This window comes from Marinobacter sp., assembly GCF_033722735.1.
Classification (GTDB): domain Bacteria; phylum Pseudomonadota; class Gammaproteobacteria; order Pseudomonadales; family Oleiphilaceae; genus Marinobacter.
In genome coordinates, this window is sequence record NZ_JAWVYN010000031.1 from 1 (window position 1) to 24668 (window position 24668).

A 24668-nucleotide genomic window follows, 5' to 3' on the forward strand; every position below is an offset into this window, starting at 1 on the left:
GCACTGAATCGAGTCGTCGATGAGCTCAATAATCGCCCCAGGAAACGACTGGGGTATCGGACACCGGCAGAGGTGTTCTGGGGTGAATATTCCGGAGCACTACAAACGAGCGGTGCTGCACTTATTGTTTGAATTCAGGATAAATGGTGGCGGTATACTACGATTTATCATTGGAATCCAAATAGGGTCCACGACTTAGACCTAAAGATATACAATAAAAATGTGCGTTGGTGATTATAAAAACCACTGATTTTGTAGATCCGTAAATAAGATTTCCTGCCTGGTGGTAATCCATAAATACTAATTCAAACGAGGAAGCCTGAATTCAGGCAATGAAAAATGGCAAAAGTTCTATTGAAGGGATTAGCAATTGGAGTGGGTTGTTTGGCTTTGTTATTGCTAATCATCTATTTCATTAATTACTTTGATGTATCTCGAGATACCATTGTTGGGGTTTTGGGGGCGGGATGTTTGGTTGTATCATTATTGATGATATTATTTTGGTTAATGTTGTTTTTAAGGGTGAAATTTCTACGATTTCTTTCCTAAAGTCATTCGCATCAACAAGTTTTTTTGTTGCGGCGATTGGGGTTTGGAACCTAATAAACGCCGGCTGGTTAAATGCTACTTTCATTGAGTGATTTTGGTGAAGTGGAGGAATTGAGTCTGCCTTTGAAATTAACTGATTAGTGGATACGATAATTTTGGTCTGCCCCTAAGATGTAAAACGAAGTGACCGGCGAAAACTCGGAAAAGCACTTAAAGCATTTGGCGAAGTGACTGGATGAAGTGACCTGCCCCCAGTCTTTAATCCAACTGCTCCTATCAGAAACCAGCTCCTGACCCTGACCCCGTATTTTATGAGAGTGGAACATCCGCTCACTTGGTAGTTTAGTTCGGAGACAGATTCCCAATATTTGGGGTCAGATCCACAATATTTGAAACCGAAACCCTCGACGGGGTCACCACCACCTACGGCTATGAGTACGATGCCGCCGGGCGTCTGGAGACGGTTCGGGAGAATGGGGCCATCACCGACAGCTACACCTACGACGCCAACGGCAACCGGCTCAGCCACAACGGTACCAATGGCACCTACGACGCCCAGGACCGCCTGACCACCTACGGAGCGGCGAGCTACAGCTACACCCTGAACGGCGAGTTGACCTCAAAATCCGAAAGTGGCGCGACCACCCAGTACGACTACGACGTGCTGGGCAACCTTCGCCAGGTGCAGCTTCCAGGCGGTGTCACCATCGACTACCTGATCGACGGCCGCAACCGCCGCATCGGCAAGAAGGTAGACGGCGTGCTGGTCCAGGGCTTCCTGTACCAGGACCAGCTCAACCCGATCGCGGAACTGGATGGCTCCGGGAATGTGGTGGCTCGGTTTGTCTACGGGGACAAGCCCAATGTGCCTTCGTACATGATCAAAGGTGGGGTGACGTACCGCATTCTGTCGGACCATCTTGGTAGTCCGCGTCTGGTGGTCAACACGGCTGATGGTACGGTGGTGCAGCGTATGGATTACGATACCTTTGGCAATGTCACCGACGATACCAATCCAGGATTCCAGCCGTTTGGTTTTGCCGGTGGTTTGTATGACCAGCACAGTGACTTGGTACGCTTCGGTGCGCGGGACTATGATCCTGAGACGGGGCGTTGGACGAGTAAGGATCCGATTCTTTTTGAGGCTGGAGATACAAACGTATACGGGTACGTTTTTTCAGATCCGTTAAACTTAATCGATATTACCGGCCTCTACTGCGTGACTTGTGAAGCGTCAGGGCCTTCAGTGGCACCGGATACGGGTGAGACCTATGATAGTACGGACCGAAAATGGTGCCGGGTGACCTGTACCAGAGATGACACCGGAGAGTCTGCCACCTTCGATGCACCAGGCGTCGGAGAGTATTGTCGGGGACAATCTGGGGGGGATGGCTATTCTGCATTAAAATTTGACCCCTTTACACATGATACTGAAAGCCCGTGGGATAATTTCTGGTACGGTGATTTCACAACTGAAGTCGAAAGACATCTAGGGACTGAATAATGCTTGATTTTATGAGGCGATGGGCGTTGTTCCTGGTTGTTTTAATATTTTTCCTGATTGGGTCATTTTTGTATGGTGGGGGCGCTCACTTTATAACACTGCTTTTATCTGATGCGTTTATAACTTTTTCGCATTGGTAAGAGTTATTGCTTTACTTTACGCTCGTAATTATTTTGACATTACATCCAGTCTTGAAGAGGAATCCTGTTGCGGACGTAACGTGTTTTGTTATATCGGCTTTTTTGTTAGAGCAGACGCTGATTAATTTCACATCATGGCTGGCTTTTAATTTAGGTTTGATAGTGAATCCGATAAGTTACAACTTCGTTTCCGCTTTATTTGTCCTGTCTTTGTGTTGTTACGTTTTTTGGGAGTCAGGTTTTAGGAAGTTCATAGCACCTGTATTAATCATCCTGATCGTTTCGGCAAGTTACTCAACGTATAGGCTGGAGATGGTTTGGGTGTTGAATTCTTAATGATTGGGGTCAGAGCACCATTAACCTGGGTCACACATTCAATATTTGGGGTCAGATCCACATTAACGACTGACTGAGTCCGCCATGAATTCAGATGGCTATCCACTTACCCGGGCGCCTAGTGTCCCGTCTGGTTAATTCGTTGACCTACTGCGTGACGCTGGTGACTCTGGCCAAGGCGTCAGTCCGCCGGTGTGGTGGTTCCACACCAAGGGCTGGCAACACAGGTCTAGAGTCACCAGCGCCGCGCCCTCCGGGAGCTCCTGAACGCCTTGAGAGCGGTGTTGCGGCGACTCGATTTGGAACCACCAAACCTTCGCCACCGCGCCTTGCTCTCAAGGCATTCAGGGGCTCAGTAGATCAACGAATTAACCAGACGGGACACTAGAGCATCACATCAGCCTCTGAGGCTGGTTGGTTGACACAGAATTCTCTTGAACACCCTCGGCTATGGACATCATAGGCAAGAAATGTGGATCTGTTAGATCGGCGCGAACACCTGCCCGATCGTCTTCATGGGCATAAACAACGTTTGCAGGTCTCCAAAGGCCCGGGCCATCTCCAAGAACCCATATCGCCGAAAGAATCTGTCGCTTTCCGGGGTTAGTGGATCAGTGACCACCGCGACACCCATGCCGCTGTACTGCACGATCCGGTAAGCCTGCTCCAGTGCCTCCAGCAGCAGAGTCTCGCCAACCCGGTACTCTGTCCCCTGGTGCGTCTTATCAACGCCCAGCCATGCCAGCTTGATTACTGGGATAGGATAAGCCGGATACTGGCTGCGAGCCTGCTGGATGGGTAGCTCATCCCGAACTACTGTGGCATTCGTCAGAGTGAAGAACCCAAGAATGTGCGCTGGGGGCTCTTTCCGCGCCTCTTCATCAACCAGCACCCAGGTTCGATTTATATTCTTTTCCATCTGGTTGCGAGCCTCGCGTCGCAGGAAATCGTTCACTCGCGCGAGGCCACAATCAAATGCCTTTCGATCATGTGGTGGTTTTTGCAGTAGTTCTAACGCTAAGCTCACCCTGCTCAATCCTTTGTAAACGGCGACGCTTCGCACTCAACAGCGCCTCGTTCGGTACCGGTGCGGCATCCAGGGCAGCCACAAAGGCATCAAACGACTGACGGTTAAGTCGAATAACTTCGGCCTCCTCGATCACGCGAGCCGACTTCTCCCGGATTGCCTGGATAACAAACTCCGAAAGACTGTGACTCCCGCTAAGGGCCGAGGCGCGCGCCGCTAATTCTTTAATGGCCGGATCAATTCGAAGATCCAACCGCGCGCTTTGTTTGTTCATAGCTCTCCCGCAAGGCTCCGATACAGGAACCCGCCCTCCACCGTTGGTTGTTTATGGATAGTAGTTACTTTTCCAGTTATTGCGTTAATGTACGGAGATCTTCCGTACATTACAATTGTTGAGCATATTTTGCACAACGTCAAGCTGCAGATTGCGAGGGGCAATACTCAGGGCATCGAAACACGGTATCGTAATAATCGGGGTCACCCATTAGCAGCCATCTATCAAGTAGGAAGTTTGGCTCGACAACAACGGTTTTGTCCGGTTGGTCTTCCGGAGCAATGTGTGTCTGACTGCGGTTATTGCCCGGTTATTTTTGAATCTCAGGATTCCAATCAATTCGCCCAGTTCGCCAAGCATAGGCCGGGCAGGTTTTCAAACGGTTTCGTGTTGTTGGTAACAACAACCAAACCCTGTGAATGGGCATGCCCGGCGATCATTTGATCGTAGGGGCCAATCGGCCGGCCGATTGCTCGTAGTTCGGCCCGTAGTTGCCCGGTGTGCGCTGCCGCTTCGTTGTTGTATGGCAAAACTTCCAGGCGAGTAGCAAAACCCTCTATGTCCCGCAGGTTGCGGTCGACCGCCGCAGAAGCTTCCGTACCGTAGATAAGCTCCATCAAGGTGACCGCTGAAATGCACATCTGGCCATCGTGTGCCTTGAAGGCCTCTCGAACCTCCTCAGGACGGTTCTTGTTGGTATAGGTCCACAAAGGGGTCTACCTTTGAATTTAGCAGCTCAATCGATCGCCTTGGACGGAAGGCGGGACGAATTGATCAATTTAAAATCGATCTGACCCCTTGGTTGCTGACCCCTTGGTTGTGCTCGACCCCTTGGTTGTGCTCGACCCCTTGGTTGTGACCCGTTGGTCTTCCGGAGAAATGTGTATCTGACCCCGGTTATTTCTGACCCCGGTTATTTCCAAAAATGTTACTCTGAACAACAACTTAAACACCAGCTTATCAGTCGGGTGATCCTGACTTGCCAGTAACCCACCGCCATAGAAGCCAAGAGATAGCAATCAATAGATAACCTGGCACTAGATAAATAATGCCATAAACTAATGTGTAACCATAAAAGGGGGTAAGTGAGTCTTTGGCAAGCTCTAAGTGCCCGTTTAGCAAAAGGTAAAGCGGCCTGCCAAACGGCTGGACTATCAAGTATATGAATGGAGAAAGCGCGATGTAATACTTGAGCCTGTTTTCTTGTAATAAAAACACCGAAGGAACTGAAATTACAAAGAAAATCAAATATCCGAAGAATCCTAACCACGCAATCATATACGTTCGGTCATTGAGCACAACTGGCCATCCCATCAACACTAACGGTATACACATTGTCAACGTGATATAGACCCTCTTGTGCCGAGCCTTATCTGATGAGGGGCCAGATAACATAGTTACTCCTTGGACCCTAGAAATCGATTCCAAAACAGATTTGACTTGTTTTGATCATGGCTGCCTTCCTGCGCACCCAAAACGACGGACCCCAACTGACTCTGACCCCAATTTACAGACCCCAATTTACAACTGACTCTGACCCCAATTTAGGCATTCGGTCAGTATATCGACCACCTAGTCTGTTCAATATAGCTGCTAAGGGCGCTTCGGGTGTGTCCCATTGGGCTTTTGGCCGCGGAGTCGGCACTGCCACGCACCGACAGTTCTGGCTATTGCCCGATGGCTCTGTTAAGGTGCCTGCCATCCTGCCTCGAAGGACGGTGCAGTTCACGGCCCCAAGCCGGTTTGCCCACCCATTCGTTACGACCTGTCTGAGGACGGCCCCTGAATACCAGGCGCGTGGCCGTAGTCGTCTTTGTTTGCCATGCCCAGCGCGTGGCCGCTCCCGCACCGTTCGGGAGTCTTTACTGAGTTGATCCTATATGAGTTTTGCTTCCCTCGGTTTGTCCGAGTCGTTGGTCCGTGCGACCGCCGATCAGGGGTACGACACCCCGTCTCCGATCCAGTCCCAGGCCATTCCCGCGGTGTTGTCCGGCAAGGACGTGATGGCCGCCGCCCAGACCGGCACCGGCAAGACCGCCGGCTTTACCCTGCCGCTGCTGCAGCGCCTGGCGGAAATGCCCCGCCGTGGCCGCGGCGTGCGAGCCCTGATCCTGACCCCAACCCGGGAACTGGCGGCCCAGGTGGGCGACAGCGTTGCCCTGTACAGCAAGTACCAGTCCACCTCCTCCGCCGTGGTGTTCGGCGGCGTCAAGATCAATCCACAGATGCGCAAGCTGCAGAAGGGCGTCGATGTGCTGGTGGCCACTCCGGGCCGGCTGTTGGACCTGTACCAGCAGAAGGCGGTGAGTTTCGAGGCGCTGGATATCCTGGTGCTGGATGAGGCCGACCGCATGCTGGATATGGGGTTTATCCGCGACATCCGCAAGATCCTCGCGTTGCTGCCCAAGCAGCGCCAGAACCTGCTGTTCTCCGCCACCTTCTCCGGCGAGATCCGCAAGCTGGCCCAGGGCCTGCTGGATGAGCCGGTGCAGGTGGAAGTGGCGGCCCGCAACACCACCGCCAAGACCATCAAGCAGACCGTCTACCCGGTGGACCAGAAACAGAAGTCCGCGCTGCTGAGCAAGCTGGTGCACCAGCACGACTGGCAGCAGGTGCTGGTGTTCACCCGCACCAAGCACGGCGCCAACCGGTTGAGCCAGAAGCTGGAGCGAGACGGCATCACCGCCGCCGCCATCCACGGCAACAAGTCCCAGGGAGCCCGTACCCGGGCGCTGAGCAACTTCAAGCAGGGTGAGATTCGGGTGCTGGTGGCCACCGACATCGCGGCCCGGGGGCTGGACATCAAGCAGTTGCCCCAGGTGGTGAACTTCGAGCTGCCCAACGTGCCGGAGGACTACGTCCACCGCATCGGCCGTACCGGCCGGGCCGGTGAGAGTGGCCATGCGCTGTCGTTGGTCAGTGCCGACGAGGGCAAGTTGCTGGCGGGGATCGAGCGGCTGATCAAGAAGGACATTCCGCGCAAGACGGTGGAAGGCTTCGAGCCGATGAACAACCTGCCACTGAAGCCCAAGGGCAAGCCGGACCCCAGCCGTGCCCGCCAGGGGCGGGGCAACGGCGGTGGCCGCTCGGCCCGCAGTGGCGGTGGTCATAACGGTAACGGTGGCAATCCCGGCCGGCGCCGGTCTCGGTCGTCCGGCAACCGGAACACCGGCCAGCGTACGGCCTGACCGGTGACCGGGTGTGGCCTCAGAAGCGGTAGCTGAGGCCCACCATGTACACCATCGGGTCGATGTCGACGTCCACCTCCGCGGTGCCGATCCGGTTGCCATCCTGGATGGCGTGGATCTCCGCGGTGGTGTCGATGTCCACCCACCACAGGGCGGCGTTCAGGCCCAGTCGATCCGTCAGCCGCACATCCAGGCCCAGCTCCAGGGCCAGACCGAAGCTGTCGTCCAGTTCCAGCTCGGTGTCATCGATCACTCCACCGCCCAGGGCGGCATCCACGGCCCCGGTCAGGGTGTCGGTGGTTTTCTCCTCGAAGAAGTTGGTGTAGTTCAGCCCGATTCCCGCGTAGGGCTGGTACGGCTGGCTGCTGTCCAGCGGAAAGTACTGCAGGGACAGGGTGGGGGGCAGGTGCTTGGTCTCCCCCAGCTTGCCGGCCCCGGCAATGGAGCCATCGGCTTCGATATCATGTTTGAACGGCGTCGCGCCCAGAATGCCAACGGCAAAGTGGTCCGTCAGCATGTAGCTGGCGGTGATGCCCAATTGGGTGTTGGACGCCACGCTCACTTCCCAGTTGCCGTCACCGACACCGACGCCGCCCAGGGTGACACTGTCGCTGGAATCCTGGGGGTCCACCAGTGCCGCGCCGGCACGGAGGATGATGTCGCCGGGTTCGTGGGCCAGGGCAACGCTGGAGCCGAGCACGCAGGCGGCCAGCAATCCGGTTTTCATCAATGGGGACATGGCAAACTCCTTAATGACAAACAGTTGGTGTTCAGGAGCTTACGGATGTCGGGAAAGGAGAAGTTGATCTGGCGCAAGACGGCCGTGCCTGACGGGGTTGGGAGGCCCGGTCGTTGATCTGGCTCAAACGCTGTGGAGGCTCAGTACTGGCCCGGGATCACCGTCAGCCGGAGTTGCGCTCGTCGGCCTGGTCCTCGTCGCTAACCGGCAGAAAGACATCCCGCACGGTCAGCGGCTTGCCGTCGGCATCGCTCACGTTCATCGGGCCGATGGGGCGGCCGGTGGCGCGGTCGCGCAGGTCGAGGGGCGGGCGATCCGGTGCGGGGTTCCACTTGTCGCCCCACTGGCGCAGGGCGATGACCACCGGGAACAGGTCCCGGCCCTTGTCGGTCAGCCGGTACTCGTAACGGCAGCCGTGTTCGCCGACGTTCACCTTGGTCAGCACCTCGTTGTCCACCAGGCGGGCCAGGCGGTCGCAGAGGATGTTCTTGGCAATGCCCAGTTCCTGCTGGAAGTCCACGTAACGGCGGGTGCCGTACATGGCCTGCAGCACGATCAGCAGCGACCACCAGTCCCCCACTTCATTGAGGGCCCGGGCCACCGAACAGCTGGAATCATCGAAACGTTTTCTTGCCATGCCCGTCAGTCTACCTAAAAGGGTTGCAAACTAAAACCAGATTAAATAGGGTTGCATAATGAAACCGAATTGGGGCCCTGGTTCGATACCCATCCCCAGCCATCCCTAACCGCTAACCGTGGGAGAGACCGATCATGACCATGAATCTGGGGCCGATGTTTGAGCCGTTTGAGATGAACAACCTGACACTGGCAAACCGGGTGGCCATGGCGCCGATGACCCGTAACTTCTCACCCGGCGGCGTGCCCGGACAGAACGTGGTGGACTATTACCGTCGCCGTGCCGAGGGCGGGGTGGGGCTGCTGATCACCGAGGGCACCACCGTCAATCACGCGGCCGCCAATGGCTACCCCAATGTACCGGCGTTTCACGGCACCGAGGCCCTGGCGGGCTGGAAGCAGGTGGTGGACGCGGTGCACGCCGCCGGTGGCAAGATCTTCCCCCAGCTGTGGCATGTGGGTGCGGTGCGCAAGGAAGGCGTTGAGCCAGACCCCAGCGTGCCGGGCTACAGTCCGTCCGGCCTGTTCGCCCCTGGCAAGCCCAACGGCACGGCCATGAGCAAGGGCGACATCGACGACGTGATCACCGCCTTCGCCGACGCCGCCCAGGACGCCAAGGCCATCGGCTTCGACGGCGTGGAGATCCACGGCGCCCACGGCTATTTGCTCGACCAGTTCTTCTGGGAAGGCACCAACCAGCGGGATGACGAATACGGCGGCTCCATGGCCAACCGTCAGCGCTTCGTGATCGAGCTGATCGAGGCGGTGCGCCACCGGGTGGGGCCGGACTACCCCATCATGCTGCGCTTCTCCCAGTGGAAGCAGCAGGACTACGAGGCGCGCCTGGTGGACACTCCGGAGCAGCTGGAAGCCTTCCTGACGCCGCTGGTGGACGCCGGCGTCGATATCTTCCACGCCTCCACCCGTCGGTTCTGGGAGCCGGAATTCGAAGGCTCCAACCTCAACCTGGCGGGCTGGACCCAGAAGCTCACCGGCAAGCCCACCATGTCCGTGGGCAGCGTGGGCCTGACCGAGGACTTTATCAGCGGCACCTTCGCCAGCAAGAAGGACGCGGTGGAGCAGTCCGGCATCGATGAGCTGGTGGAACGGATGAACAACCACGAGTTCGAACTGATCGCCGTCGGCCGCGCCCTGCTGCAGGACCCGGACTGGCTGGTGAAGGTGAAGGAAGGCCGGCTGGACGATGTGGAGGCGTTCGCCAAAAAGTCCCTGGCGAAGCTGTACTGACGCCGACTCGAATCGATCAAACCTGGTAGTGACGATCCCGTTTGCCCCGCCCTGTGCGGGGTTTTTTGGTTCCGTAGGATGTGATGAGCGGAGCGAATCGCATCTGCTCCATACCGAAAGCCGGCGCGAATGATGCGGTTCGGCTGCGCCTCTCCACATCCTACGAATGAGCCAGCGTCAGTGGACAGGAACGGTCTTTGAGCCAGCTCTACAGGTCCCCTTCTACAATGCCAATTTCTACGAGTTCAATGCACTCCGTCGGATTGAAGGCTCTCCTGACCTTCACCAACTTCTCGCCTTCTTTCAGGGGATTTGAGCCATCTATCCTGAGATTTTGTGGATATCTGCATCCATCGTCCCCGACTTTCTCGCCTTGGATGACCTTGAACTCACTCGATTTAAAGTTTATCTCCACTTGAGGAACCCAGTAGACATCATCACCCAGCTGGTTGGAGAAGTCCTCCTGGGCAAATACGGCGGTGGTTGCGAAGAACAAAGCAAGAAAAGTGAGTCGCATAAGAAACTTTGCCTTATTCGAAGATTTCAAGCCTAACCAAGCGTCGTAGACTGCGGCGAGCGCAGCGAATCGCATTTAAGGAGATCGAGCCCGCCATGATTTGATGACAGGCTCGACAAAGATGGGATCTATTTATGTAGGTCTCCTTCCACAATGCCGATTTCTACGAGTACAATGCATTCAGTCTGGTTACGGGCTCTCGTAACCTTTACCAATTTCTCGCCTTCTTGAAGGGGGTTTGCGTAATCTATCCTGAGTTCTGAGGGATATCTGCACCCGTCCTTCCCGACTTTCTCGCCTTGGATGACTTTGAATTCACTCGATTTAAAATTTACCTCTACTTGAGGAAGCCAATAGGCATCGTCGCCCAGCTGCTTGAAAAGATCCTCCTGGGCCAATGCGGTGGTGGTTGCAGCAGTGGGCGAAACCGCACCCTCACGTACTCCATGACCGATGATTGCTATTCTGTGCTGTACCAGGTTTTTAGAGGTCGATTGTGCCGCTTCAGGAAGCGGTTTGAGAGCGATGCCCTGCTCGAGAATTTCTTCACACTCGACCGGGTCAAACGCCCTTCGGACTCTGACAAAAACCTCATTGTCCTGAAGCGTGCCAGGCGCTAATTCTATATGAGTAGGATACCGGCAGGATCCATCTGGCAGGCGTTCCCCGGTGTTCTTCACCAGCGTTGACGTTACGAAAGGTACTTCAACATAGGGAACCAGTATCGCATCGGGTCCCAACTAATTGGTGAACGCGTGGGCGGTTGGAGAGGCTGCGAAGCAGAATGCAGCTAGGAAGAATCCATATATCGTACGCATACTGTCATCCTTTTACCGTTTGTCCTTGTTGTGGTGCGCTTGAGCTACATGCTCCTGTTTGGGTGGCCGAATGCCCACCATTTCGCCAGTGTTCCTATTGGCCCACGCTCGCTATTCAGAAATGGTTCCTCTGAGTTAGTTGTTGAAAGTGACGAATACCTGATCACCCCAGTATTCGCCCTGTACCTGCGCTTCTGGTTGAACGGGGAATCCTTGACGGTGGCGATGCTGCAGGGCAGTGGCCTGATCCTGCTGGGGCTTGGGTTGTTCTTCTTCGGCGCCCGCCTGAAGCCGCTTCGAAAGGTTGCCGCATCGTAATCGTCGCCAGGCTGGCCATCGGTATCATAGGAGCGATCACTCACTGAAGGAGTATTCCATGACTGTGACCACTCGACTGAAAGCGGTGCTGATGGCCGCCCTGCTGGCAACGCTGGTGGGCTGTGCCACCGTCGGCCAGGATTTCGCCACCCACAACGTGGACCAGATCCTGTTGGGCGAAACCACCCGCGATGATGTCCAGCGCATGTTCGGGGAGCCCTGGCGTACCGGGCTGAAGGACGGCAAGCGGACCTGGACCTACGGCAAGTACCGCTGGTCCGCCTTCAACGACGCCGAGACCACTGACCTGGTGATCACCTTCGACGCCAACGGTGTGGTGGAGTCCTACGTCTACAACACCACCCAGTAACGTTTCGCGCCCTGACTCAGTCGGTTTCCGCCAGCCCTGAGGTCAGGGCGTCGAGTTCGTCGTTGGAAAGGTGATCCAGCAGGGCGCCCCGGAACTGACGGTTGATGAAGCGCTCTGTCTCCTGCTGGATGGCCTCCCGCTGCGCCGGTTTCTCGATGTAGTCCATGGCCCGGAACAGGATGTAGCGGATGGTCATGTGGGAGATTTCCTGCACGGTCTGCTCGCTCAGGCCCCGGGGAATCAGACCCCGGTCCAGGATGTCCTCCGCCATTTCCCGCGCGCTGGCATTGAGCTGCTGTTCCAGCGCCCGGCGCAGGATTGGCGAGGGCCCGTACAACTCCCGCACCGCCACCGTGGTGGCCGCCTTGTTCTCCAGGAAGTAGTTGTAGACGAAGGCCACCGTGTTCGTGGCCGCCTGCTCCGACGACTCTGCCACCATCCGCAACTCCCGCACCCCCGCCTTCATTTCACCGGCGATGTAGCCCAGCACCTGCAGGCCCAATTCATCCAGGTTCTTGAAGTGGCGGTAGAAGGTGTTGGGGTTCAGCCCCGCCTCCCGCGCCAGCTCACGCAGACCCAATGACGTCAGGTTGCTGCGCTCGGTGGCCAGCTTGAGGGCCGCCTGCACCAGTTTGAGTTTTCCGCCAGTGATCACGCTCATGGGGACGCCTTCCTGTCATTGGGGGCCAACGGGCCGTGGTTCGATGATTTTAAGTATACAGTCGTCTACTTGTGGGTGTATACATTTGTATACCGACTGAATGAGCCAGTCCCCGACGGCACCGCCGCCGGGAAACAATAATGACTCGAACCCACCCCATCACGGTGGGCACCGCAGACAACGAGGTTGGATTATGAACAACAGCACCAAGATTGCCATCATCGGCACCGGCTTTTCCGGGCTGGGCATGGGCATCAAGCTGAAAGAGGCCGGATATGACGATTTTGTGATCCTGGAGCAGAGCGACGACATCGGCGGCACCTGGCACGAGAATCACTACCCCGGTTGCGCCTGCGACGTGCAGTCGGCGCTGTATTCTTTCTCGTTCGAGCAGAACCCCAACTGGTCCCGGATGTTTGCTCCCCAGGCCGAGATCAAGGCCTACCTCAAGCATTGTGCCGAGAAGTACGGTTTGACCGACCATATTCGTCTGAACACCCACCTGGCCGGTGCCCACTATGACGAACGCGGCCAGAGCTGGACCCTGGAAACCTGTGACAGTCCGGCGTTGTGGCAGTACATACAGGAGAAGGGGCTCAAGCCCGGTGACGAGCTGGACCGCAGCGATTCGGCACTGCCTGCCTTCGAACGGTTCGAGGCCCAGGTGGTGGTCTCCGGCATGGGTGGCCTGAGTACCCCGTCCTACCCGAACATCAAGGGCATCGAGACCTTCACCGGCAAGGCCTTCCACTCCCAGGACTGGGACCACGACTACGACTTTTCCGGCAAGCGGGTGGCGGTGATCGGTACCGGTGCCAGTGCCATCCAGTTCGTACCGGAAGTGGCCAAGGAAGCGGCCCACCTGGACCTGTACCAGCGCACGCCGCCGTGGATCATGCCCAAGCCGGACCGGGAGATCACCCCGGTGGAACGGCTGATGTTCCGCAAGGTGCCGCAGACGCTGAACGCCCTGCGCAACAGCATCTACTGGTACCTGGAGGCCCGGGTGCTGGGCTTTGTCGGCAACCCGCGCATCCTCAAGCTGGGGGAGCTCCAGGCCCGTCGCCATATCCGCAGCCAGATCAAGGACAAGGAGCTGCGCAAGAAGGTCACCCCGGATTTCCACTTCGGCTGTAAGCGGGTGCTGATCTCCAACAACTACTACCCGGCCCTGGACCAGGATCATGTCGATGTGCTGACCGACGGCATCCGTGAGGTTCGCGGCAACGTCATCGTCGACAACAACGGCGTGGAACGGGAAGTGGACTGCATTATTTACGGCACCGGCTTCAAAGCCCAGGACCCCATTCCCAAGGGCATGATCTACGGACGCGGCGGCCAGGAGCTGCTGGATGCCTGGAAAGAGGGCGCCGAGGCCTACAAGGGCACCGCCGTGGCCGGCTTCCCCAACCTGTTCATGCTGATGGGGCCGAACACCGGCCTGGGCCACAGTTCCATGGTCTACATGATCGAGTCCCAGGTGCAGTACGCACTGGATGCCATCAAGAAGATGGACCGCAAGGGCTGGGCCAGCGTTGAGGTCAAGGCCGATACCCAGAGCCAGTACAACGCCTCCATGCAGGCCAAGCTGGGGGAATCGGTGTGGCAGACTGGCTGTCAGAGCTGGTACGTCAACGAGAATGGCAAGAACACCACCCTGTGGCCGGGCTTCACCTGGAAGTTCCGCCAGCAGACCCGCCGCTTCGACGCCGAGCACTACTTGTGTGAGCCGGCCGAGGCCAGTGTCACCGAGGCGGTGGCGGTACCCGCCTGACGGTTCGGAATTCAGAGCAATGACCACACTCCCGTGTGTCGACTTTGCCGGGGCTTGTCCCCGGCTTTTTTACGCTTGCCGCCGAGCGCCGCTGTCTTGGCAACCGCCCCGCCAATGCCTATGATCGGTGGGTGATCCATGCCATTGCCGATCGCGATGGCGCCTTCCGGATGGTAAAAGCGGTACTCCATGTCCTTCGATACCACAGAACACAACCGTCGACGGTTCAGTTTCGACGGCGTCCCCTCGGTGTGGCTGTTTGGCTACGGGTCGCTGATCTACAAGGTCGATTTCCCGTTCCTGGAGCGGCGACCGGCCCACATCCACGGCTGGGTCCGCCGGTTCTGGCAGGGCTCCCACGACCACCGTGGCACCCCCGAGGCGCCGGGGCGGGTGGTGACCCTGATCGAACAGGCCAATGCCCGCTGCCGGGGCATGGCCTACCGCATCGCACCGGACGTGTTCGACCACCTGGACGTGCGGGAGAAGAACGGCTACCTGCGGTTCAGTACCGAGCTCGCCTTTGATGACGGCACCGGTGCCGAGGGGCTGGTGTACATCGCCACCGAGGATAACGCCGCCTATCTGGGCCCCGCCCATGAGGCCGAGATTGCCCGCCAGATAGCCGCTTCCCACGGCCCCAGCGGCCGCAACGACGAATACCTGATCAAACTGGCCGAGGCCCTGCGGGAGCTGGGGGACGAGGACCCCCACGTGTTCGAGATCGAGCGTTACCTGCGCTGAGCGGCCTGCGACCGGTAGGCGGAGGGGGTGAGCCCGAACCGTTTGCGGAAGGCCCGGGCGAACTGGCTGGGGTCACTGAACCCACAGGCCAGGGCGATGGCGGTGATCTTGCTGCCGGGCCGGCGCAACTGATCCCGGGCCCGGGTGAGTCGTCGCTCCTGCACATACTGGTAGGGGGCGCAGCCGAAGGTGGCCCGGAACAGGCGGGCAAAGTGGTAGGGGCTCAGGTTCACCCAGCCGGCCATGTCCGCCAGGGTCAGTGGCCGCTCCAGTTCCGCCTCGATCCGTTCCTGCAACAGCCGCCGGTAGCGTTGGGACAACTGCCCGGTGACCTCCGGCGCCGCCTTCTGCACCGTGGAGTAGCGACTCACCACCTGCAGCAACAGCCACTGCGCCAGGTGATCCATCGCCATCGCCTGACCGGGGGCCTGCCAGTCGCTCAGGGCGAGCAGCTGACCGGCCTGGGCCAGCACCTTATCGTTGCCGTGGTAGAGTTCGGCGAGCCGTACCTGGTCTGGCTCGCAGTCCCAGGTCTGCTCGGCGCAACGGGCCAGGTCCAGGCCGTTGAAATAGAGGTGGGCGAACTCGAAGTGTCCGCCGATCTGCCAGAGCGACTGGCTGCCGGCGGGAAACAGGCACACCGCCCCGGGAAATCCAGTACTGGCCACCTGGCCGTTGACCAGACGGCGGGCCTGGTCGCCGGCCCGGGTATAGATGCTCAGGGCATGGTGCCGCGGCCGTTCGTAGTGCACCTCGCCCCGACGGTTCTGCCACTGGGCCAGGGCCCGGCCACTGTCCAGTTCCAGCAGCTGTCGCGGCGCCACGCCGGCGGCCTGCAGCGACTCGACGATGTCGCGGCTGCCCGGGGTTGGCTGTGATGGCGAGTGCGAGTCGGTGTGCATAATGGGCCTCCGCAAGAATCATCCATGGTTGCGCAGGATCTGACAAGTCTTGCCGATCCCGTCCTTCTATCCTGGCAGTCTGTGTATTTCATCCAAGGAAGAAGCTGCCATGCCTGTGTCCGTTCATTATGGCCTGACCGTGCTGATCTGGGGCCTGACCTGGACCGCCATCCGCCTGCAGGTGGAAGCCGCGCCGGTGGACCTCTCGGTGTTCTACCGCTTCGTGATGGCTGCCACCGTGGCCCTGGGAGTGCTGGCGCTGGTGAGACGGTTACCGAAGCTGAACCGGCAGCAGCACGGCTGGCTGGTACTGCAGGGGGCCACCCTGTACAGCATCAATTTCCTGCTGATCTACCGCGCCGCCGAGGCCATGACCAGCGGCCTGCTGGCGGTGGTGTTCTCCCTGGCGGCGCTGTTCAACGCCCTCAACGGCTGGTTGTGGTTGCGCACCAAGCCCTCCGCCCGGCTCTACCCGGCGGTGGCGTTGGGGATCACCGGGGTGGCGCTGCTGTTCTGGCACGACCTGCAGCTGGGCAATGCCACCGCCGCCAGCATCCTGTTCGCCGCCGCGGGCACCTTCTGGTTCTCGATGGGCAACCTGATCAGCATCAAGGTGCGCCAGGCCGGCATTCCGTTGCTGGCGGCCAATGCCTGGGCCATGGTCTATGGCGCGCTCATCCTGGGAATATGGTGCCTGATCCAGGGCGTGGACTGGGTTCTGCCCACCTCGGCCAGCTTCTGGGGCGCGACGGCGTTCCTGGCCATTCCCGGCTCCATCATCGCGTTCTACTGCTACATCACGGTGATCCAGACCCTGGGGGCGGACAAGGCCGGTTACGCCACGGTGCTGTTCCCGGTGGTGGCCCTGAGCCTCTCCACCTGGCTGGAGGGCTTCGAGTGGACGGCTACCGCCGTGCTGGGCGCCGTCCTGGCGATCCTCGGCAACTACGTGCTGTTCCGCAAGCCAGGCACGCCCGCCAGCGGGTATAGGTCCAGTTCCGTACGGACAGAAGCCTGAGGGCGGGGTAGCATGCCGGCTTTTTGATTGCGGAGACGAACCGAGCCATGCTGTCCGAATTCCTGACCACCTACCTGAGCAGTTCCGTGCGCTTCGTGTTCCTGCTGGCGCCGTTCTTCGTGGTGACCATGTTCCTGGCCCTCACCCGGGGCCAGTCGGCGGCGGAGAAGAATTCCATCATCCGCCGGGCCAGCCTGTCGGCACTGATCCTGGGCCTGGTGCTGTTCTTCGCCGGGCCGGTGCTGTTCGAGGCCATCGGCATCACCCTCAACTCCTTCCGCATCGGCGCCGGCTGTCTGCTGTTCCTCACCGCCGTCAGCCTGGTGAGCAGCGGTACCCGTAACCATGCCACCAGCCTGCCCCAGGAGGACCGGGACGATGTCGCGGTGGTGCCCCTGGCGATTCCGGTGATGATCGGCCCGGCGACCATCGGTGCCATCCTGGTCTACGGCGCGGAGTTGAACTCGGTGCCGGAAGTGGCCGGCGGCGTACTGGGGCTGGTGACCGGTTTGCTGTTCCTGGTCCTGCTGCTGTACCTGTCCGGCTACCTGGAGCGGGTGCTGGGCAAGACCGGCCTCAACATCCTGTCCAAGGTCAGCGGGCTGATCCTGTCCGCCATGGCGGCAGAGATCGTACTGACGGGGATCAGCGGGTTTATCCAGACCGCGGGTTTGGCCTAATGCCGGGCTGGCGACCGGAATCCCTTTAACCCGGTCCCATTGTCGTCGGCCCGGCGTTGTCAGGCTCGGGGGAATTCGCTAACGTCAGTTGCTTTCACCGGCAAGGACGCCGGCCAGATTCATCTCAAGGAAACGAAGCAATGAGCTACCGTCTCACGGACGTGACGGACCTCCCACGGTCTTCCCATGCCTTGCTGACACTGGTGCATCCCCAAAGCGCGGTGGACATTGTCAGCCGGATACTCAGCCCGTACACCACCGCCAGCGAGCCCATCGAGAACCTGGATCCGCGCCAGCGCAGGGACGAGCTGCTGGAACAGCTGACCACCGGCGAGCGTGTCCTGTTCGACGCCAGCGGCGCCAGTCCCGGTATCTTCCGCCATCGCCGTGTCGAGGCAGAGTCCCTGGTCGGCAACCTGCCACCCCGCCTGGCCCGGGCGCTGAGCGATCATTGGGACGGCAAGACGGCAACTGGCGCTGCGTCGGTACCGGTCCAGAGTGACAGCCTGGCACCCGCCATTGAGCCTGCGTACCAGCCGCCTCCCGCAACATCGAGCCCGATCAGGGAGCCGGGGTCCCGAACCCTGGACCTGGTCTACCGCTGGCCCGATGGTACGGGCGTGGCAGGGGCCCCCTATGTGGTGGAAGGTCTGGACAGTTACCAGCAAGGCCATCTGGACGGTGCGGGAGAGGCCCGGGTCACCGGTCTCAAGGACCCGGTGGTGAATGTCCGGTTCGGCCAACCGGCCCCCGCTGGCGAGCTTGATATCCTGCGGCGTCAGCTCCAGGGCCAGTTGGATGGCATCCTGAAACGGGAGCGTGAAGACGCCGCCCGCCGGCAAGCCAGCACCGACGAATTGCCCATGGCCCACAATGTGGGGGTCCATATTGCCCATGGATTCATCGGCTTGTGGGACAGCGCGGTTGGATTGATCTCCAACAACCTGACCATTCTCAATTTCACCCACCTGGGCTACTACAACCGGGCGCTCCAATCCGCCTGGACCGCGACCCGGGACGGCTCGGACCAGGCCTGGGTGGACTCCTTCAAGCAGCAGTTCGACAAGGCCAACAAGCGGGCGCTGGTGGAGGCCCTGGGTTTCGACCCGGACGCCATCACCCGTGAACAACTGGCCGAAGCCTACGAAGTCGCCAGCCTGATCGGCGCCGACCCCGAATCCCGGGCCATGCTCGGTCGTTTTGCCGTGGACTTCGCCCAGGCCCAGGACAGCACCGAAATCAGCTATTTTGCCGGTGGTGTGGTGCTTGAAGTGGTGCTGGCCATCCTGATGGGCGCGTCGGTTGGGGCCAGTGCCGTCTCGGCCGCGCCCCGCTACCTCCGTAAACTGGCCCCGTTGGCAACAGCCCTGCGCAACCTCGCCGCCCGACTGAAAATCAGTTACCAGACTCGCTACCACTACAACGTCGAAACCGGCACCGTGTGCGAAAGCACCTGCCGCCCCCGGCCAGACGGGGTGGACGTGGAGACCCGGAACTTCCGCAACCGGCGGCTGAACGTCACTACCTTTGAGGGCGCCAAAGCGGCCCTGCTCGCCGCCCGCCGGCGCCTGATCGCCCGGGGCGGCTACACCCCCAAATACAGTCAGGAAGAACTGGCCATCCTGGCCAGGGAAGGCCTGGACAACGACCGTTTTATCGTTCGCCTGGTGGAAGAACACCACGTAGATGGTTACCAGCAACCGCCCGGTTCCATGAACGGCACCCTGGGCCGCCCCGACGGCCAAACCGGCCAGGTCCGCTTCTGGTCCACCACCCTGGACCAGATCGAAGCGTCCGACACCTGCCCCCGCCTGATCGCCCAGCAACTGGGCGTTGAATACAACCCCAAGGCGACATACAAGCTGGCAATTGTGGACCGGGTGAAAGCCGCTGAAATGGCGGATGCGGAAACCCTCATCCCGACATTTAAAAACCTGACGGACTACGTCAACACGAAACTGCCGAATAAGTCTGGCAGCCCCGAAATGGTCCGCGAAGTGATGACCCCGGAATATCAGGCGACCTATGAAAAGGTGGTTGAGGGGATGGGGGATGCGGAGTGGGATAGCATTAAAGCCCGTAGGGAATACCTCTCGGAACAAGGTTTGGATGCCGAGCAGATTCAGTTATTCGAAACGCGCCTTAACATCCAGGATGATACTGGCGCGAACCAGCATTTCCTGGGCAATGGCCTGACCAAACATACAACCCTTTCACGAGAAGGAAACGTAATTCATGGAGCGATGGAAACGCTCACGGTAGAAAATAACCCACAGACTTTCCGTACCATGACCAACGGTGGTCAGGGCGGGCCGGAGGCTTATGTGGAACTAATTGATTTAACCCCGATAGATTTTGGAGCGTGAAATGAGTTATCCCAAACTAACTCCATGGCCATTCATTGATCCAGAAGCACCACCTGATGGGTACATAAAGGTAGGTGAAAGTATTGATCGCGTGAGGAGTCGAACCTCACAAAAGATCTGGCACTTTTTCGTGACGCAGGGCTATTTCATCATCTCAGACAAAGAATGGTTGGAAGGGCGAAACGGTAAACCAGGGAAGTATGCCAGTTCACAATACGAATACCCCATCGCTGGCGTCCGTTGGTTTGTGGATACGGTGGAGCGGTTTTTCCTGCCGCCGGATCACCCCAATGCGGTGCCCCGAGGCGCCAAAACCATCGAAGAGCCCGTTGATGGCGAAACCCTCGGCGTAACCCGGGGGGCTTGGTACGGAGGTGAGCATATCCCAGGCTATTCCTTCGATAACCTGAATCGCCTGGAACATTGCACCATTCCGCCCGACGGTCCGTATTGCCAGATGTTCAAAATGGGCGACCCGTGGCTGTTTGAGGATGGATTGTTTGATCTGTTTAAGGAGATTGCCCAGCGCCACGAAAACGGTGAGTTCTAATTGGAAGGATATTTTAAACCACTCTAAGGATGGAGGTTGTTTATGACTGGATTTCTAACCGATAGCCTGCTGATCGCCAATCCGGCTGTTTCGGATAATCCCAAGTTTGAGAATATTGCCGGCAGGGCCGTCTATATTGTTGAGCACTCTGACAAAGGTGCTGTGGGCGTGTCCCTCAACCAGAATTACAGTAAGCGGCTTGAAGAGCTGGCCGGGAACCTGCCGTTACTGGCCCACCTTTCACCGGATCAGTTGGTTACCGAGGGAAAAGTGATCGCCGGAGGTCCCTTGTTTATTGACCGGCCCTGGCTGCTAAGCCGCAATCCAAAGCGTTACCAGGGCACCATGGGTAATGACAGCCTGCGTTTAAGCTTTGACCAGAATGCCTTCCATGACTGTGCGCTTAAGCACATGCCTTGTTGTGGCGTTGGAACGTTTGGCTGGGGAGCCGGCCAGTTGGAGCAGGAGTTGGCTCACTCGCTCTGGCACCATTTCCCGTCGACACTGGATGTGCTGGAGTCCATTCCTTTTGATGCGAGCGTCGTGGGCGCCGCCGATTTGCTGGCTTTCATGAAGTATACCGACCTAAAGCCCCGAAAGCCCAAGTCCAGATTCCTGAATTGGGGTAAACGCAACGAATCGGCCTGGTAAGGCCAGCTGCTTGAATGTCGTCAAGGAACGATGATGCTTTAGCACGAGGAAAGCATTGCCAGAGGAGCGCGTCATTGATGATGTGTTTCCGATGGAGGCCGCTTATTCATGACTTATACTGGCACGCCGGCTATGTGTGAACTGCGGAATTTGCGTAAGAAGATTAGCCCGAAGCCCCGTGATACTCACTGTCGCCCACGTAATGGCTTTGCGCCCGCGCCCTGTGGCGGTGCTTCAGGCCGATCAGCACCAATGGCACCACGATCATCCCGCTGCCGATGACGAACCACCAGTCCGGCACCTCGCCGAAGCCGATCCAGCCAAACGCCACCGCCCAGATCAGCCCGGTGTATTCCGCGCTGGTGGACTGGTTGGCGTCCACCTGGCGGTAGGCCAGCAGCACGGTGACGTTGTAGCCCAGGATAAACAGCGCCGAACCCAGGGCGTTGATCAGGATGGCCGGATCCCATTCGGCCCCTTCCACCACCATCAGCGCGAAACTGGCGGGGAGCACCATCAGGTAGGTCAGGAACAGCTTGTGGACGGTGGACAACTGATTGGGTGTCAGATCCACGTTAACGATTGATTGAAGTCAGCCAATGAAATGTGTATCTGACCCCGGTTATTTGGCAAGACCGGGCTGAACATCCTCTCCAAGGTCAGTGGCCTGATCCTCTCCGCCATGGCGGCGGAGATCGTGTTGACCGGTATCGCAGGCTTTATCCAGACAGCGGGCTTGGTTTAACGCCGGCCAGATTCATCTCAAGGAAAGAAGCGATGAGCTACCGTCTCACTGACGTGACAGACCTCCCGCGGTCTTCCCATTCCTCGCGGGCATCGGTTCATCGCCAAAGCGCGGTGGACTTTGTCAGCCGGATCCAGGTGTTAATCAGAGGCTCCTTAGCCCGTAACCACCGCCTGTGAGCCCATCGACATTGGATGTGCTGGAGCCCATTCAGGAACACGCCTGACCGGTGTTCCGGAAGCTGGAATGGCCAGATAGCTGGAAGGAACTATCGGTGGATCTCCAGTTCCTCATCTTCCGGGCGCCGCAGCTTGGACAGGGCGGCCACTGTCAGCCGGTGCCCAAGCAGTAATAGGGTCGCAGCGGCATATAATACCGGGTCCCGGTCGCCCACTTTCGCGCTTTCCAGGATGTGTAGGACGGCGACCACCGCGATGATGTAGAACACTCTGTGCAGGCGCCGCCAATTTTTCCCCATGCGCCTGCGCAGCGCCATGTGGGAGGTAACGGCCAGGGGAATGAGCATTAACCATCCCAACCATCCCAGCCACAAGTAGCGCTTTTCCGTCGCATCCTGCCAAAGCAGATCGACACGCCATCCCATTTCAAGCTGGCAGTAGACGCCGGCGTGCAGGGTGACGTAGAAGAATCCATACAGGCCCAGCATCCGCCGGATGCGGATCAGGAAGTTCCAGTCCGCACCGCGCCGGCCCTGTTGAAGCCGGCACCAGCGGCAGAGGCTGACCAACCAGCGGCGCAGGGGCGTGATGGCCAATGTGGCGATCAGGAACCATATGCCCGCCTGGCCGGTGATGGACACCAGGGTCCCGAAGGGATTGAAGCCCAGGTTTCCGGTGCTCAGCCCATGAATCAGGTAGACGGCTGGCCCCAGTCCGCCGATGGACAGCAGGATCCGTAGCATGGCGTTATGGCGATTGAGGAGATCGAGTCGTGTTCGCACGGGCTAGAAGTGGCGTTCCAGGTCCATACCTGTGTACAAGTGAGCAACCTGATCGGCGTAGCCGTTGAACATCTGCGTTGGGCGTTTCCCCAATTCGCCAATGCGAGTCTCGCGCCTCTGGCTCCAGCGGGGATGGGGGACCTCGGGATTCACGTTGGCATAGAAACCGTATTCCGACGGGGCGGCCTTCATCCAGGTGGTGACCGGTTGCTGGCGGACCACTTCGATGGTTTGAAAGGCCTTGACGCTCTTGAAACCGTATTTCCAGGGTACGACCAGGCGCAGAGGCGCGCCGTTTTGGGGAGGCAGTGGTTTTCCGTAAAGCCCTGTTGCGACCAAGGTCAACGGATGGGTGGCCTCGTCTATCCGCAACCCTTCCGTGTAGGGCCAGTCAAGGGTATCGCGGCGTTGGTTGATCATCTCACTGGGTCGGTAGGTTCCGACAAAGCGCACGAATTTACCGCTGGACAATGGCTTGGCTTTTTCCAACAGCGTCGATAAGGGAAAGCCCTGCCAGGGTATGACCATGGACCAACCTTCCACACAGCGCAGGCGGTAAATGCGCTCTTCCTGGCACAGGGCCATGATGGTATCGAGGTCCAGCTCCAAAGGCTGCTCGACTTCTCCGGTGATTGTGATGGTCCAGGGACGGGGGGTGAGCTCCTGAGCCAGAATTCGTACCGGTTCCTTCTCCGGAGAAAACTCGTAGTAGTTGTTGTAGCTCTTGATGGCGCGTAGGGCCGTTGGCGGGCCCACGTCGCCCAACACCGGCCGATCCCAGGGGCAGTCGTTGCCCAGAGCGGCGGAAGGAAACGTCATTGCGAGGGACGCCGCGCCCAGGCCCTTGAGCAGGCGACGGCGCTCCCGGAACAGCCGTTCCGGGGTGATTTCGTTCTCGCCGGGTTCCCAGTCTCTGCGCATAGGTCAGTCACGAATACTCTTGATATGGAGAATGACCGAATCGATTTCCGCCTGATTGAGCTGCTCCCCCCAGGGCGGCATGTGTTTGGATCGGCCAACGCCTTCCCCGCCCCTGGTGATGATCGTGTTGAGGTAGTCATCGGGCAACCGGCTCGCCGTCAGGTCCGCCGGGGGCGGGCTGGTCAGGATCTTGGCCATCCGCCCGTCCCCTTCGCCGTGCCTGCCATGGCACAGCACACAGCGCTCCCGAAAGATTTGTTCGCCCACGCGTTGCGATGGTTCAAGATGTCCTCCGGCCTCCTGTAATAGCGCCAGGGCCCGATCCTTGTCGCTGCGCAGCAGCTCGACAAAGAGCGCGACCGATTCCAGCTCAACCCAGGTTAACTCATGGCTGTAAGGAGGCATGTACTGGGACACCCCGTCCAGGGTGCCGCCAAAGGCGATCACCTCCCGAATCGCCTGACGGGATTGGGCCTGGACGGCTTGGGTCAGAGAGGTCTTCGGGTAGGCGTCGATGCGGATCGGCAATGCACCCTCGCCCATGCCCTGGTTCCCGTGGCACAGGGAACAACGGGTGTTGTAGACGTGGGCGCCTTTCTCCGAATCCGGCTCCAGCTGTTTGCCTGAGCTGTGGCCGATATCCGGTGCCGACCGGGCGCTGACCGTGAATGCCAGCGCCAGGGTGAGAATGGCCAGCCGGATAACCGCGGTCACTCCTCGACCTCAATGGTCATCTTCATCTGCGGGTGAATCGCACATTCCACCTCCACGATGCCGGGTTCGGTGAATTCCACCGTTCGCGACTCCCCTTTGGGATAGGAGCCCAGATCGAAGAATTTGGTATCGGACAGACTGAAGACATTGTGGAAAAACGGATCATTGTTCTCGAATTCCACATTGTCACCCGTCTTGATCGTCAACTGTTCCTCGGTAAAGGACTTGTCCTGTTGCCCGACCGTGTAGGTTTCGGCGGCGACACCGGTCGCCATGGTCGCGAGCATCAACGTCACGATTAGCTTGCGCATGAATTC

General features: G+C 58.8%; 27 protein-coding genes and 1 pseudogene. 13 read left to right on the top strand and 15 right to left on the bottom strand.

Annotated elements, in window-relative coordinates:
- Positions 1–1162 precede the first annotated feature (1162 nt).
- The gene (locus tag R3175_RS16560) at positions 1163–2053 is read left to right on the top strand and encodes an RHS repeat-associated core domain-containing protein (protein WP_318945442.1); all 891 of its coding nucleotides are present in this window, start codon (positions 1163–1165) and stop codon (positions 2051–2053) included.
- A 957-nt stretch (positions 2054–3010) separates the two neighbouring features.
- Here R3175_RS16560 and R3175_RS16565 read toward each other — a convergent pair.
- The 3 genes from R3175_RS16565 to vapC form a co-directional block, all read right to left on the bottom strand.
- Complete coding sequence (locus R3175_RS16565) at positions 3011–3484, bottom strand: acetyltransferase (protein ID WP_318945443.1); 474 nt, start codon at positions 3482–3484, stop codon at positions 3011–3013.
- 31 nt (positions 3485–3515) lie between these two features.
- A complete protein-coding gene (locus tag R3175_RS16570; RefSeq protein ID WP_318945444.1) occupies positions 3516–3830 on the bottom strand; it encodes a DUF1778 domain-containing protein in 315 nt (104 codons plus the stop codon).
- Between the two features lie 335 nt (positions 3831–4165).
- Entirely contained in the window at positions 4166–4540 is a 375-nt protein-coding gene (vapC, locus tag R3175_RS16575; RefSeq protein ID WP_318945445.1) for a tRNA(fMet)-specific endonuclease VapC, read from the bottom strand.
- A 1170-nt stretch (positions 4541–5710) separates the two neighbouring features.
- Between vapC and R3175_RS16580 the strand changes: the two genes are divergently transcribed.
- A complete protein-coding gene (locus R3175_RS16580; protein WP_318945446.1) occupies positions 5711–7018 on the top strand; it encodes a DEAD/DEAH box helicase in 1308 nt (435 codons plus the stop codon).
- A 19-nt stretch (positions 7019–7037) separates the two neighbouring features.
- Here R3175_RS16580 and R3175_RS16585 read toward each other — a convergent pair whose 3' ends face one another.
- Positions 7038–7757, bottom strand: coding sequence for an OmpW/AlkL family protein (locus R3175_RS16585; protein ID WP_318945447.1), 720 nt, complete (start codon positions 7755–7757; stop codon positions 7038–7040).
- Positions 7758–7920: 163 nt separating this feature from the next.
- On the bottom strand, positions 7921–8394 hold the full coding sequence (locus R3175_RS16590) for a helix-turn-helix domain-containing protein (RefSeq protein ID WP_318945448.1): 474 nt from the start codon (positions 8392–8394) through the stop codon (positions 7921–7923).
- A gap of 134 nt (positions 8395–8528) precedes the next feature.
- On the opposite strand from R3175_RS16590, the gene R3175_RS16595 reads away from it, so the two are divergent.
- A complete protein-coding gene (locus R3175_RS16595) occupies positions 8529–9641 on the top strand; it encodes an NADH:flavin oxidoreductase (RefSeq protein ID WP_318945449.1) in 1113 nt (370 codons plus the stop codon).
- Positions 9642–9849: 208 nt separating this feature from the next.
- On the opposite strand, the gene R3175_RS16600 is transcribed toward R3175_RS16595, so the two are convergent.
- The gene (locus R3175_RS16600) at positions 9850–10158 is read right to left on the bottom strand and encodes a hypothetical protein (RefSeq protein WP_318945450.1); all 309 of its coding nucleotides are present in this window, start codon (positions 10156–10158) and stop codon (positions 9850–9852) included.
- Positions 10159–10286: 128 nt separating this feature from the next.
- Positions 10287–10838: a hypothetical protein gene (locus R3175_RS16605; RefSeq protein WP_318945451.1), complete on the bottom strand. Its 552-nt coding sequence runs from the start codon at positions 10836–10838 to the stop codon at positions 10287–10289.
- A 168-nt stretch (positions 10839–11006) separates the two neighbouring features.
- On the opposite strand from R3175_RS16605, the gene R3175_RS16610 reads away from it, so the two are divergent.
- Both R3175_RS16610 and bamE read left to right on the top strand, forming a co-directional pair.
- Positions 11007–11294: a hypothetical protein gene (locus R3175_RS16610; RefSeq protein ID WP_318945452.1), complete on the top strand. Its 288-nt coding sequence runs from the start codon at positions 11007–11009 to the stop codon at positions 11292–11294.
- Between the two features lie 58 nt (positions 11295–11352).
- Positions 11353–11664: an outer membrane protein assembly factor BamE gene (gene bamE / locus R3175_RS16615; protein WP_318945453.1), complete on the top strand. Its 312-nt coding sequence runs from the start codon at positions 11353–11355 to the stop codon at positions 11662–11664.
- Between the two features lie 16 nt (positions 11665–11680).
- On the opposite strand, the gene R3175_RS16620 is transcribed toward bamE, so the two are convergent.
- Positions 11681–12325, bottom strand: a complete 645-nt coding sequence (locus R3175_RS16620) for a TetR/AcrR family transcriptional regulator (protein WP_318945454.1) — start codon at positions 12323–12325, stop codon at positions 11681–11683.
- Positions 12326–12518: 193 nt separating this feature from the next.
- Here R3175_RS16620 and R3175_RS16625 point away from each other — a divergent pair, with 193 nt between their 5' ends.
- Positions 12519–14099 (top strand): NAD(P)/FAD-dependent oxidoreductase, encoded by a 1581-nt coding sequence (locus R3175_RS16625; RefSeq protein WP_318945455.1) that lies wholly within the window; start codon positions 12519–12521, stop codon positions 14097–14099.
- An 11-nt stretch (positions 14100–14110) separates the two neighbouring features.
- On the opposite strand, the gene R3175_RS16630 is transcribed toward R3175_RS16625, so the two are convergent.
- The gene (locus R3175_RS16630) at positions 14111–14290 is read right to left on the bottom strand and encodes a hypothetical protein (protein ID WP_318945456.1); all 180 of its coding nucleotides are present in this window, start codon (positions 14288–14290) and stop codon (positions 14111–14113) included.
- Between R3175_RS16630 and R3175_RS16635 the strand changes: the two genes are divergently transcribed.
- Complete coding sequence (locus R3175_RS16635) at positions 14289–14843, top strand: gamma-glutamylcyclotransferase (RefSeq protein ID WP_318945457.1); 555 nt, start codon at positions 14289–14291, stop codon at positions 14841–14843. The two genes, R3175_RS16630 and R3175_RS16635, sit on opposite strands and share 2 nt — an antisense overlap.
- On the opposite strand, the gene R3175_RS16640 is transcribed toward R3175_RS16635, so the two are convergent.
- Positions 14831–15745 carry an AraC family transcriptional regulator gene (locus tag R3175_RS16640; protein ID WP_318945458.1) on the bottom strand — a complete coding sequence of 305 codons (915 nt, stop codon included), beginning with the start codon at positions 15743–15745 and terminating at the stop codon, positions 14831–14833. The two genes, R3175_RS16635 and R3175_RS16640, sit on opposite strands and share 13 nt — an antisense overlap.
- Positions 15746–15854: 109 nt before the next feature.
- On the opposite strand from R3175_RS16640, the gene R3175_RS16645 reads away from it, so the two are divergent.
- The 5 genes from R3175_RS16645 (at position 15855) to R3175_RS16665 (ending at position 21010) form a co-directional block, all read left to right on the top strand.
- The gene (locus tag R3175_RS16645; protein WP_318945459.1) at positions 15855–16763 is read left to right on the top strand and encodes a DMT family transporter; all 909 of its coding nucleotides are present in this window, start codon (positions 15855–15857) and stop codon (positions 16761–16763) included.
- A 47-nt stretch (positions 16764–16810) separates the two neighbouring features.
- Positions 16811–17443, top strand: coding sequence for a MarC family protein (locus R3175_RS16650; RefSeq protein WP_318945460.1), 633 nt, complete (start codon positions 16811–16813; stop codon positions 17441–17443).
- 140 nt (positions 17444–17583) lie between these two features.
- Positions 17584–19809, top strand: a complete 2226-nt coding sequence (locus R3175_RS16655) for a hypothetical protein (protein WP_318945461.1) — start codon at positions 17584–17586, stop codon at positions 19807–19809.
- A 1-nt stretch (position 19810) separates the two neighbouring features.
- Positions 19811–20359: a hypothetical protein gene (locus R3175_RS16660; protein ID WP_318945462.1), complete on the top strand. Its 549-nt coding sequence runs from the start codon at positions 19811–19813 to the stop codon at positions 20357–20359.
- 42 nt (positions 20360–20401) lie between these two features.
- Positions 20402–21010 carry a YqgE/AlgH family protein gene (locus R3175_RS16665; RefSeq protein WP_318945463.1) on the top strand — a complete coding sequence of 203 codons (609 nt, stop codon included), beginning with the start codon at positions 20402–20404 and terminating at the stop codon, positions 21008–21010.
- A gap of 163 nt (positions 21011–21173) precedes the next feature.
- Here the strand turns inward: R3175_RS16665 and R3175_RS16670 are convergent, their stop codons facing one another.
- Positions 21174–21584 carry a DMT family transporter gene (locus tag R3175_RS16670; RefSeq protein ID WP_318945464.1) on the bottom strand — a complete coding sequence of 137 codons (411 nt, stop codon included), beginning with the start codon at positions 21582–21584 and terminating at the stop codon, positions 21174–21176.
- Positions 21585–21641: 57 nt separating this feature from the next.
- Here R3175_RS16670 and R3175_RS16675 point away from each other — a divergent pair.
- Positions 21642–21755: pseudogene (locus R3175_RS16675) on the top strand (MarC family protein); the annotation flags it as partial.
- 268 nt (positions 21756–22023) lie between these two features.
- Here the strand turns inward: R3175_RS16675 and R3175_RS16680 are convergent.
- From R3175_RS16680 to R3175_RS16695, 4 genes are read right to left on the bottom strand one after another with little or no spacing between them, the layout of a single operon-like run.
- Positions 22024–22716: a protein-methionine-sulfoxide reductase heme-binding subunit MsrQ gene (locus R3175_RS16680; RefSeq protein ID WP_318945466.1), complete on the bottom strand. Its 693-nt coding sequence runs from the start codon at positions 22714–22716 to the stop codon at positions 22024–22026.
- A 3-nt stretch (positions 22717–22719) separates the two neighbouring features.
- On the bottom strand, positions 22720–23637 hold the full coding sequence (gene msrP, locus R3175_RS16685; RefSeq protein ID WP_318945467.1) for a protein-methionine-sulfoxide reductase catalytic subunit MsrP: 918 nt from the start codon (positions 23635–23637) through the stop codon (positions 22720–22722).
- A gap of 3 nt (positions 23638–23640) precedes the next feature.
- The gene (locus tag R3175_RS16690; RefSeq protein ID WP_318945468.1) at positions 23641–24351 is read right to left on the bottom strand and encodes a c-type cytochrome; all 711 of its coding nucleotides are present in this window, start codon (positions 24349–24351) and stop codon (positions 23641–23643) included.
- Positions 24348–24662: a plastocyanin/azurin family copper-binding protein gene (locus R3175_RS16695; protein ID WP_318945469.1), complete on the bottom strand. Its 315-nt coding sequence runs from the start codon at positions 24660–24662 to the stop codon at positions 24348–24350. The genes R3175_RS16690 and R3175_RS16695 overlap by 4 nt, the downstream gene beginning before the upstream one ends.
- Positions 24663–24668 lie beyond the last annotated feature (6 nt).